General features: G+C 75.0%; 8 protein-coding genes. 7 read left to right on the top strand and 1 reads right to left on the bottom strand.

Translation table 11 applies throughout. The features are described 5' to 3' along the window. Window positions 1-107: 107 nt before the first annotated feature. The 6 genes from H488_RS24430 to H488_RS24405 all read left to right on the top strand — a co-directional run bounded on the left by H488_RS24430 (window position 108) and on the right by H488_RS24405 (window position 7,537). Window positions 108-899 (top strand): DeoR/GlpR family DNA-binding transcription regulator, encoded by a 792-nt coding sequence (locus tag H488_RS24430; protein WP_017832768.1) that lies wholly within the window; start codon window positions 108-110, stop codon window positions 897-899. Continuing rightward, window positions 896-1,870 carry a 1-phosphofructokinase family hexose kinase gene (locus H488_RS24425; RefSeq protein ID WP_017832767.1) on the top strand — a complete coding sequence of 325 codons (975 nt, stop codon included), beginning with the start codon at window positions 896-898 and terminating at the stop codon, window positions 1,868-1,870. The genes H488_RS24430 and H488_RS24425 overlap by 4 nt, the downstream gene beginning before the upstream one ends. A 69-nt stretch (window positions 1,871-1,939) precedes the next feature. Beyond that, on the top strand, window positions 1,940-4,063 hold the full coding sequence (locus H488_RS24420) for a PTS fructose transporter subunit IIABC (RefSeq protein ID WP_017832766.1): 2,124 nt from the start codon (window positions 1,940-1,942) through the stop codon (window positions 4,061-4,063). Window positions 4,064-4,132: 69 nt separating this feature from the next. Beyond that, complete coding sequence (ptsP, locus tag H488_RS24415) at window positions 4,133-5,833, top strand: phosphoenolpyruvate--protein phosphotransferase (protein ID WP_031282639.1); 1,701 nt, start codon at window positions 4,133-4,135, stop codon at window positions 5,831-5,833. 81 nt (window positions 5,834-5,914) lie between these two features. Continuing rightward, window positions 5,915-6,193 carry an HPr family phosphocarrier protein gene (locus tag H488_RS24410; RefSeq protein ID WP_017832764.1) on the top strand — a complete coding sequence of 93 codons (279 nt, stop codon included), beginning with the start codon at window positions 5,915-5,917 and terminating at the stop codon, window positions 6,191-6,193. Window positions 6,194-6,334: 141 nt separating this feature from the next. Continuing rightward, a complete protein-coding gene (locus H488_RS24405) occupies window positions 6,335-7,537 on the top strand; it encodes an ATP-grasp domain-containing protein (protein WP_017832763.1) in 1,203 nt (400 codons plus the stop codon). 12 nt (window positions 7,538-7,549) lie between these two features. Here H488_RS24405 and murJ read toward each other — a convergent pair whose 3' ends face one another. Next, the gene (murJ, locus tag H488_RS24400; RefSeq protein WP_017832762.1) at window positions 7,550-9,100 is read right to left on the bottom strand and encodes a murein biosynthesis integral membrane protein MurJ; all 1,551 of its coding nucleotides are present in this window, start codon (window positions 9,098-9,100) and stop codon (window positions 7,550-7,552) included. A 303-nt stretch (window positions 9,101-9,403) separates the two neighbouring features. Between murJ and H488_RS24395 the strand changes: the two genes are divergently transcribed. Beyond that, entirely contained in the window at window positions 9,404-10,486 is a 1,083-nt protein-coding gene (locus tag H488_RS24395; RefSeq protein ID WP_017832760.1) for a lipid II:glycine glycyltransferase FemX, read from the top strand. Window positions 10,487-10,504 lie beyond the last annotated feature (18 nt).

Here is a 10,504-nt window from a genome sequence, read left to right as displayed (position 1 = left end):
CCTTTCGTGAAGTGGATCACTACAACCCCTGGTAAAACCACACGAACTCACATAAACTCAAGGGAACGCAAAGACAGTCCATCGTTCCCGTCCGTGAGGTGCACGCCATGTTCGCAGAAGAACGCCAGGCCGAGATCGCCGAGCTGGTGCTCACGACTCGCCGGGTCAACGGCGCGGACCTGGCACGCCGCTTCGACGTCACCATGGAGACGGTCCGGCGCGACCTCGCGGCCCTCGAGGCCGCGGGCAGGCTCCGCAGGGTGCACGGGGGCGCCGTCTCCGCGGACCAGTCGACGTCCGACGAGAAGGCCATCTCCTCCCGCAAGCACCTGAACACCCCGGAGAAGCGGCGGATCGCGCAGGCGGCGTTCGACCTCCTGCGCACCAGCGGGGCCGGGGCCGTCGTGCTCGACGCCGGCAGCACCGTCGAGGCCCTGGCCGACCTCATCGTCCGCACCGACTCCACCCTGCCGGACGGGCAGGAGCAGCTCATCATCACCCACGCCCTGCACATCGCCGCCAAGCTCGCCGACGCCTCGGGCATCGGGCTCGAGCTCGTCGGCGGGCGCGTCCGCAAGCTCACCTGGGCCGCCGCCGGCGGACGGGCCGCGGAGCACTACACCCGCCTGCGCCCGGACCTCGCGTTCGTGGGCTGCAACGGGATCCACGCCGCGTTCGGGCTGAGCACCCCGGACCCCATCGAGGCGGTCGTCAAGACCGCCATCATCCAGACCTCCCGCCGGGTCGTGGTCCTCTGCGACTCGGCCAAGCACGATCAGGAGACCCTCATGCGCTTCGCGTCGCTCGACGAGATCGACACCCTCATCACCGACCGGGCCCCCGGCCCCGAGCTGGCCGCCGCCCTCGAGGAGGCCGACGTCGAGGTGGTGATCGCGTGATCCTCACCGTCACCCTCAACCCGTCCCTCGACCGCACGGTCGAGCTCCCGGCGCCGCTGCGCCGCGGCGCCGTCCAGCGCGCCGACGGCGCCCGGCAGGACGCCGGCGGCAAGGGCGTGAACATCTCCCGGGCGCTGCGCGCAAGCGGCGTCCCGACCCTGGCCGTGCTGCCGGGCGACCCCGGCGATCCGCTGCTGGCGGAGCTCACCGCGGCCGAGGTCCCCTACGAGGCGGTCCCCGTGGGCGCCCCGATCCGCTCGAACATCACGATCACCGAGCCGGACGGCACCACCACCAAGATCAACGCCCCGGGTGCGCCGCTGGGCACCGAGCACGTCGACGCCGTCGTCGAGCTCCTGGTGGACCGCGGCGCGGACGCCTCCTGGGTGGTCCTGGCCGGCTCGCTGCCGCCCGGCGCCCCGGAGGACGTCTACGCCCGGATCGTCCGCCGGGTCCGCACGGCCCTGGGGGAGCGCTCGCCCCTGTTCGCCGTGGACACCTCCGGGGCGGCGCTGCAGGGCGCCGTGTCCGGCGACGACGCCCTGCCCGACCTCATCAAGCCCAACGGCGAGGAGCTCGCCGAGCTCGTCGGGACGGTCGACGGCGAACGGCTCGAGGCGGACCCCGACCTCGCGGCCGCCACCGCCGCCGCGCTCGTGGACCGCGGCCTGGGCGCGGTCCTCACGACCCTCGGGGCCGGCGGGGCCGTGCTCACCGTCCCGGAGGGCTCCTGGCACGCCGTCCACGCCCCCGTGGCCGTGCGCTCCACCGTGGGCGCCGGCGACAGCTCGCTCTCGGGCTACCTCATCGCCCAGGAGCGCGGGGACGCGGCGCCGGAGTGCCTGCGGCAGGCCGTGGCCTCCGGGTCCGCGGCGGCCGCGCTGCCGGGCACCCGGGTCCCCACCCTCTCCGAGACCACCCCCGAGGCGGTCACCGTGCGGGAGCTCCCCGCGCGCGCCGTCTCCGGCTGAACCGAACCACTCCACCCCACCTCATCCGAACCACCCGGGCCACCGGCCCGGCCGCTCAAGGAGGACATCGTGTCCGAGCTCATCACTCCCGACCTGGTCTCGCTCGACCAGGACCTGGGAGCAGACAAGGAATCCGTCATCGGCCGGCTCGCCGCCCTGGTGCAGCGCACCGGCCGCGCCGAGCAGCTCGACGGGCTGCTGGCGGACGCCATCGCCCGCGAGAACAAGACCGCCACCGGCATCCCCGGCGGCATCGCGATCCCGCACTGCCGCTCCGCCGCCGTGACCGAGCCGACCCTGGTCATGGCCCGGCTCGCGCAGGGCGTCCCCTGGGGCGCCAAGGACGGCCCCGCCGACCTCGTCTTCTTCATCGCGGCGCCCGAGGGCGCCGACCAGACGCACCTGAAGCTGCTGGCCAAGCTCGCCCGCTCGCTGATGAAGAAGGACTTCGTGGCCGCCCTGCGCGCCGCGCGGTCCGAGCAGGAGGTCGTCCGGATCGTCGACGACGCGCTGGGGCTCGGCGGGACCGCCGAGGGCGCCTCCCCGACCGGCCCGGCGACCGCCGGCGCCACGTCCGCCGCCGCGGTGCCCGCCTCGGTCGACGCCCGGGCCGCGGACGGGGGCGCCGCGCCGGCGTCCGCCGCCCCGGCCGCGGGCGACGCCGGCCCGCACGCCGGCAAGAAGATCGTGGCCGTCACGGCCTGCCCCACCGGCATCGCCCACACCTACATGGCGGCGGACGGGCTGACCTACGCCGCCGAGGACATGGGGGTCGACCTCCAGGTCGAGACCCAGGGCTCCGCCGGCTTCACCAAGCTGGACCCCGCCACGATCGCCGCGGCGGACGCGGTGATCTTCGCGACCGACGTCGACGTCCGGGACCGCGCCCGGTTCGCCGGCAAGCCCTTCGTCGCCTCGCCGGTCAAGCGCGGCATCGACGAGCCGAAGGTCATGATCGAGGAGGCCCTCGCCAACGCCGGGAACCCGAACGCCCCGCGCGTGCAGGGCGGGGCCGGCGGGGACGCCGACCAGGGCGCCACCGGCGGCGCGAACGAGGGCTGGGGGACCCGCATCCGCAAGGCCGTGATGACCGGTGTCAGCTACATGATCCCGTTCGTGGCCGCGGGCGGGCTGCTCATGGCCTTCGGCTTCATGGTGGCCGGGGCGGACATCGCCAACATCGCCGACGACGTGCTGACCGGCTCCACCATCTGGAACCTCGGCGAGTTCACCCTCGCCCAGTACATCGGCGCGGTCCTGTTCAAGATGGGCAACCTGGCCATGAGCCTGCTGGTGCCTGCACTGGCCGGCTACATCGCCTACGGCCTGAGCGACCGTCCCGGCATCGCCCCGGGCTTCGCGGCCGGCCTGGTCGCGAACTTCATGGGCGCCGGGTTCCTCGGCGGCATCGTCGGCGGTCTGCTGGCCGGTCTCGCCGCCTACTGGCTGGCGCAGCCCCGGCTGCCCCGCTGGCTGGGCTCGCTGATGCCCGTGGTGATCATCCCGCTGCTCGCCACGATCTTCGCCGCGGGTCTGCTGCTGCTGGTCCTGGGCGGGCCGATCGCCACCTTCATGGCGTGGCTGACCGAGGTCCTCAACGGCATGACCGGTGCCAGTGCGCTGGCGCTCGGCGCGATCCTCGGCCTGATGATGGGCTCGGACCTGGGCGGGCCGATCAACAAGGTCGCCTACACGTTCGCCGCCGCCGGCCTCGGGGCCGCGACCGTCGCCAACACCGCCCCGCAGGAGATCATGGCCGCGGTCATCGCCGCCGGCATGGTGCCCCCGCTGGCCATGGCCCTCGCCTCGACGGTGGCCAAGCGCTACTTCACGGTGGCCGAGCGGGAGAACGGCAAGGCCGCGTGGCTGCTGGGGGCCTCCTTCATCTCCGAGGGCGCCATCCCGTTCGCCGCGGCCGACCCGCTGCGCGTGCTCCCCGCGTCCATGGTCGGCGGCGCCGTGACCGGCGCGATCAGCATGGCCACGGGCGTCACCTCCGCCGCGCCGCACGGCGGGGTGTGGATCCTGCCGGTGATCGGCAACCCGCTGATGTTCCTGCTCGCGGTGGTTGTCGGTACCGTGGTCACAGCAGGCATCGTCGTCGCCCTCAAGCACGTGGGCGGTGCGCACGGCCGGGTGGCCGACGCCACCCGCTCGCGCGAGGATGCCGCCGCTGTGCCGACCACCGCCTGAGCGGTGCGCACGGGCCCCGACCGGGGCCCGTGCGCACCGATCCGAGCCTTCTCGAGGAAGAGGAACACGATGCAGACACTGACAGGCGTGGGGGTGTGCGCGGGCCGCGTCATCGGCGAGCTCGTGAGCATGCCGGAGCCGGTCTCCGAGCCGGCCGCGGGGCTGATGCTGCGGGACGAGGAGCCCGAGGCGGCGGTGGCCCGGCTGCACACGGCCGCCGCCGCGGTCAAGGCCGAGCTCAAGCGCCGCGCCGAGGTGGCGACCGAGAAGGACGCCGCGGACGTGCTCAAGTCCACCGCGCTCATGGCGGGGGACAAGGCACTGCTGAAGAACGCCGCGAAGCTCGTCAACGGCAAGGGGCTCGCCCCCGAGCGCGCCCTGTGGGAGGCCGCGAGCGACTACGCGGACCAGATGCGCGCCCTGGGCGGGTACATGGCCGAGCGCGCCGCGGACATCGAGGACGTCCGGGCGCGGCTCGTGTCCCAGCTCCAGGGGCTGCCCATGCCGGGCGTGCCGCAGCGGGACGTCCCGTTCGTGCTGACCGCCGAGGACCTCGCGCCCGCCGACACGGCGACCCTGGACCCCGAGATGGTCCTGGCCCTCGTCACCTCCGGCGGCGGCCCGCAGTCCCACACGGCCATCCTGGCCCGCAACCTCGGGCTCCCCGCGGTCGTGGCGGCCCGGGGCGTCGAGGCGCTCGCCGACGGCACCCGCGTGTTCGTGGACGGCGCCACCGGTGAGATCCGCACCGAGCCCGGCGCGGACGAGCAGGAGCTCGTGGAGGCCTGGGTGCGCAGCGCCGCGGCGCGCGAGGCCTTCGACGGCCGAGGCGTGCTCTCGGACGGCACCGAGATCCCGCTGCTGGCCAACGTGGGCACTCCCGAGGACGCCCGCACGGCGGCCGCGGCCGGGGCCCAGGGCGTGGGGCTGCTGCGCACCGAGTTCTGCTTCCTGGGCCGGGACAAGGAGCCCTCGGTCGAGGAGCAGGTGGAGCAGTACACCGCGATCCTCGAGTCCTTCGCCGGCAAGAAGGTCGTGGTCCGCACGCTCGACGCCGGAGCGGACAAGCCGCTGCCCTTCCTCACCGACACCGCCGAGCCGAACCCCGCGCTCGGGGTCCGGGGCTACCGCACGGACCGCTCCGTGCCGGGCGTGCTCGCCCGGCAGCTCGAGGCGATCGCGCTGGCGGAGAAGGCCACGGACGCGGACGTGTGGGTCATGGCGCCGATGATCGCCACGCCCTCCGAGGCCCGGGACTTCGCCGTGATGGCGACCGCCGCAGGCCTGCGGGTGCCCGGGGTCATGGTCGAGACGCCGTCCGCGGCCGTCACCGCCGACCAGATCCTGCGCCACGTCAAGTTCGTGTCCCTGGGCACCAACGACCTGACCCAGTACACGATGGCCGCCGACCGGATGATGGGCTCCCTCGCGGAGCTCAACAACCCGTGGCAGCCCGCCGTGCTGCGGATGATCCGGTACACCGTGGAGGGCGCCCGCCGGGCCGAGTCCGAGGGCGCCGGTCCGCGCAACGTGGGCGTCTGCGGCGAGGCCGCGGCCGACCCCGCGCTCGCCGTGGTGCTCGTGGGCCTCGGGGTGCACACCCTGTCCATGAGCCCCCGCGGACTGGCCGCGGTCGCCGCCGTGCTGCGCAGCGTCGACCTCGCCACCGCCCAGGCCCTCGCCGAGGTCGCGATCGAGCAGCCCAGCGCGGAGGAGGCCGCCGCCGCCGTGCGGACCGAGCTCAGCGTGCTCGCCGAGCTCGGCCTCTGACCCACCGACCGCACCGTTTCCGCACCACCCCAACCACCGGGGCCCGTCACCCAGGGCCCCGCAACCCGAAGGAGCACCACCATGGCAGAACGCACCGCCACCATCGCCTCGTCCGTCGGCCTGCACGCCCGTCCCGCCGCGATCTTCGCCGAGGCCGCCGGGGAGTACGACCTCGACATCACGATCGCCGCCGAGGGCGAGCCCGAGGACGAGGCGATGGACGCCTCGAGCGTGCTGTCCCTCATGTCCCTCGGCGCCGGCCAGGGGGACAAGGTCGTCCTCCGCGCCGAGGGCGCGGGCGCCGACGACGCGCTCGACGCGCTCGTGCAGATCCTCGAGACGGACCACGACGCCGAGTAGGACCCCGCCGCACCGTCCAGCCACGGCGCCCGCCCACCGCACGGTGAGCGGGCGCCGTCGCGCGTGCCGACCCGCCGCACCGACCTCTCACGTGCTCCGACTACCGTGGAGGGGATGCCCGCACTCTCCGATGGAGGACCGATGACCGCCGATCGACCACCGCTCGACCACCGCCGCCGGGAGCCGGAGCGCGCCGCGCAGGCCCCGCGGCGGGCCCTCGTCGTGGGCACGGGCCGGGACCGGGGGGCCCTCGCGGCGGCGCGCGCCCTCGAACGGGCGGGCTGGCACGTGGGCGTCGGCACCCCGGACGGACCGGGCATGCTCGGCGCCACGCGGGCGGCCGCGGCCCGCCACGAGGTGCCCCGCCCGCGCGGGGACGGCGCCCGCTTCATCGACGGGGTCCGCCGGGCGGTCGCGGAGGGGTCCTACGACGTCGTCTTCGGCGCCGGCGACGACTGGATGGCCGCGGTCTCGGCCTACCGCCAGCACCTCCCGGCGGCGGTGGCGCACCCGGGCCCGGACGTGGTCGCGGAGGCCCTCGACAAGGTCGGGCTCGCGGACCGGGCGGCCCGGGCGGGCCTCGCCGCCCCCCGGACGCTGGCGGCCACGGACGAGGCGCTCGCCGCCTGGGACGGCCCGCTCGTCGTCAAGTGCCGGGCGCACTGGGCGCCCGGGCAGACCCGGCCCCACCGCATCGAGGCCAAGCTCTTCCCGGACGCCCCCGCCGCCGCCGGACAGGTGCGGCGGATCCGCGAGGCCGGTGCCGAGCCGGTGCTGCAGGTGCCCGTGCGCGGCACCCTCGGGGCCCTCATCGGGGTCCACCACGACGGCCGCCTGCGCGGCCGGGTGCAGCAGACCACCTCCCGGCTGTGGCCCACGCCCAACGGCGTCTCGACCCGTGCGCAGACGGTGCCCGTCGACGAGGAGCTCGCGGCGCGCGCCGAGGTGCTGCTGCGCGACCTGGGCTGGTGGGGCCTCGTGGAGCTGCAGTTCCTCACCGGGGACGACGGCGTCCCGCAGCTCATCGACCTCAACGGCCGCTTCTTCGGCTCGATGGCCCTGGCCGAGGCCGCCCGCCCCGGGCTGGCCGACGCGTGGGGCCGGCTGGTGCTCGGCGCGCCCGTGCCGGAGCTGCCGGACGCCCGCCCCGGGGTCCGCTACGCCTGGCTCGCCGGGGACCTGCGGCGGGCCTCCGTGGAGCGCCGCGGCGGTCTGGCCGCGGACGTCGCCGACACCCTCCGCTGGGGCCGCGGCGCCCAGCACAGCGTGTGGGACCTGCGCGATCCCGGACCCACGTGGCACCTGGCCACCTGGCGGCTCAGGAACGGCGCCCGCTCCGGGTAGGGCGGCGCCGCGTCAGCGCCTCCGGCGCAGCGTCCGCAGCGTCTCGCCCACGAGCAGGCGCTCGGGAGCCCGCAGCACGACGAGCCCGAGCAGGTACGTCCCGCCCACCACGGCGGCGCAGAGCGCCGCGAGCACGAACGAGGGCAGCTCCGCCAGCGCCTCCCGCGCACCCAGCCCTGCGGCGCCGGCGACGGCCGCCAGCACGAGCGCCCGCGCCACCAGTGCCGTCGTCGCCCTGGCGTCCAGCCCGGCGTGCCGCCGGTGCAGCAGCCACGCGTTGAGCAGCGCCGCCACGACCAGGGACGCGGTCGTGGCCGCGGCGATGCCGGCGAGGCCCAGCACCGGGGCCAGCAGGACGTCGCCGACCACGTTGACGACCATCGCCAGCACCGCCACGACCACGGGCCCGCGGGAGTCGCCGATGGCGTAGGACGCGCGGACCACGACCTGGCGGAAGCCGAGCGCGAGCAGCGCCGGCGCGTACCAGGCGACCGCGGTGGCCGTTGCCGCGACGTCCCCGTCGTCGAACGCGCCGTGCCCGAAGGCCGTGGCGACGAGGGGTCCGGCCGCGACCACGAACACCGCGCACACCGGGGCGAGCACGGTGACGACCACGGACAGCCCGCGGTCGACGAGCCGGCGCAGCTCGGGCCGGTCGTCCGCGGAGGCGCCCAGGGCCGGGTACAGGGGGACGAGCAGGGCCGCGATGACGAGGGTCTCCGGCAGGTCGACCAGGCGCCAGCCGTAGGTCAGCGCCGTGATCGTGCCGTCCTCGAGGGTGGAGCCCACCGCCCGGTCGACGAGGGTGTTGATGTTGACCACGGCGTTGCCCACCAGCATGGGCGGCACGAGCCGGGCGATCTCCCGGAAGCCCGGGTCCCGCAGGTCCCACCGGGGCCGGAGCCGGGAGCCGAGCGCCCGCACGGGGGGCACCTGCATCAGCAGCCGCGCCGCCGAGCCCACCACGTAGCCCACGGCGAGCGCCGAGACGCCGTACCGGGGCCCGAACAGACCTGCCGCGGCGATCATGACGAGGTTGAACGGGACGCCCTGCAGGGAGGACCACGCGAAGCGGCCGTGGGCCTGGACGAGCGAGGCCAGCAGGTCCGTGCCGGCCACGAGCACCGTCGCGACGAGGACGATCCGGGTGAGCGAGGCGGCCGTGGCGGTCTGGGCGTCGTCGAACCCGGGGGCGAGCAGGGCCGTCACCGGTTCCGCGAGCAGCCCCGTCACCACGGCGGCCAGGCCGAGGACGACCACGGTGACGGTGAGGGAGACCTCGAAGCCGCGGTGGCCGCGGCACCCCGTGCCGTCGGCGCGCTCCCGGGCGGCCTCCCGCGAGGTCACGGGGGTCACGGAGCGCGCCATCGCCCAGGCGATCAGGCCGAGGACGACGTTCAGCACGCCCTGGGCCACCAGCCACGCGTCGAGCTCGGCGCCCGCGCCGAAGACGGCGCCGACGACGACGTCCCGGGCGAAGCCCAGCACGGTGGAGACGGCGGTCAGTCCGGTCACGAGGACCGCGGCGCGGGCGATGCTCCAGCGCCCGCCCGGTCCACCCACGGCTCCCGCCACCTCCCTGGTCCGGACCGCGCCGGGGATCGGAGCGGACCTGCCGGTGCGCGCCGCGGACCTGCCGGTGCGAACCGCCTGAACAGGATACACAGCGCGGCACCCGGTGCCGCCCCGGTCCCGTCCCGGGCCCGCCGCGGGGACGGGAACGGGGGCGCGGCGCCCGAGCGGCACGGCTCAGAGGCCCCTCAGGCCCGCGCGGTTAGACTGACCGGGGCCGGCCCCCGCCGGCGCACCGGCCCGCCGGCCGCCCCCGGCCGGCCGGCCCCGACGACCCCGACGATTGAGAGAGCCTTGCGAGAGTTCACCGCACGCTTCGCCACCGCCCAGGAGATCGAGGCCTGGGACACCCAGGTCACGGCGAACCCGCACGGCGGCAACCTGCTGCAGTCGGCGTCCTTCGCGGACGTCAAGGCGGACCACGGCTGGCGGCCCCTGCACCTCGTGCACGAGCCCGCCGACGGCGGACAGGCGTCCTACAACCTCGTCCTCGAGAAGGCGGTGCCCGCCCTCGGCAAGCTCTGGTACATGATCAAGGGCCCGGACGTCGCCTCCGTCGACGACATCCCCGGGATCGCCGCGGCCAGTGCCCGGCTCGTGGCCGAGCAGCGGCTGAACGTCTTCGCGATCAAGATCGAGCCGGACGTCCTGGACTCCGACTACGCCCGCGGCGTGCTCGCGCGGGCCGGGCTGAAGAAGTCCTTCAACATCCAGCCCAACGACTCCACGGCGGTCCTCGACACCGACCGGGACGAGGAGGCCGTGCTGAAGTCGCTGCACTCCCGCGGGCGCAACGCCGTCCGGCGAGCCCTGCGCGAGGGCTGCACCGTCGAACGGGTCGAGCTGACCGAGCAGAACATGCGCCGGATGTACGCGCTCATGGACACCGTGGGGCAGGGGGACGCGAACGTGAACCTGCGCTCCTACGAGTACTACGCGAAGTTCTGGACGGCGTTCGAGCAGGCCGGCCAGGGGCGGCTGTACTTCACCTACGAGGACGGCGAGCCCTCGGTGGGCGCCTACGTCATCGCCTACGGCACCAAGGGCACCTACAAGGACGGCGGCTCGAAGCCCCGGCGCCGCCAGTACGGTGACTCCCACCTGCTGCAGTGGACCGCGATCACGGACCTCATGCGGGAGCACGGGATCGTCGAGTACGACTTCTGCGGCACCCCGCCGAGCGACCAGCTCAAGAACAAGGAGCACCCCTACTACGGTCTGGGGCTGTTCAAGACGAGCTTCACCAAGACCGTGGTCGACTTCGTGGGCGTCCACGACCAGGTCCTGAGCCCCGCCAAGTACGCGGTGTGGACCAACGTGGCCGAGAAGGTCCAGCGCCAGCTGTGGGTCCGCCGCACGGGCCAGCCCTTCTACTGATCCGACCCCGACCCCGAC

This window comes from Kocuria sp. UCD-OTCP, from assembly GCF_000349605.1.
Classification (GTDB): Bacteria; Actinomycetota; Actinomycetes; order Actinomycetales; family Micrococcaceae; genus Kocuria; species Kocuria rosea.
Note: the sequence above shows the minus strand (reverse complement) of the source record. Positions and strands in the feature narration are given on the sequence as shown.

Excerpts from the sequence above, each read along its gene's own strand:
- H488_RS24430 (WP_017832768.1), top strand. The coding sequence starts at position 108 with ATGTTCGCAGAAGAACGCCAGGCCGAGATCGCCGAGCTGGTGCTCACG.
- ptsP (WP_031282639.1), top strand. The coding sequence starts at position 4,133 with ATGCAGACACTGACAGGCGTGGGGGTGTGCGCGGGCCGCGTCATCGGC.
- H488_RS24410 (WP_017832764.1), top strand. The coding sequence starts at position 5,915 with ATGGCAGAACGCACCGCCACCATCGCCTCGTCCGTCGGCCTGCACGCC.
- H488_RS24405 (WP_017832763.1), top strand. The coding sequence starts at position 6,335 with ATGACCGCCGATCGACCACCGCTCGACCACCGCCGCCGGGAGCCGGAG.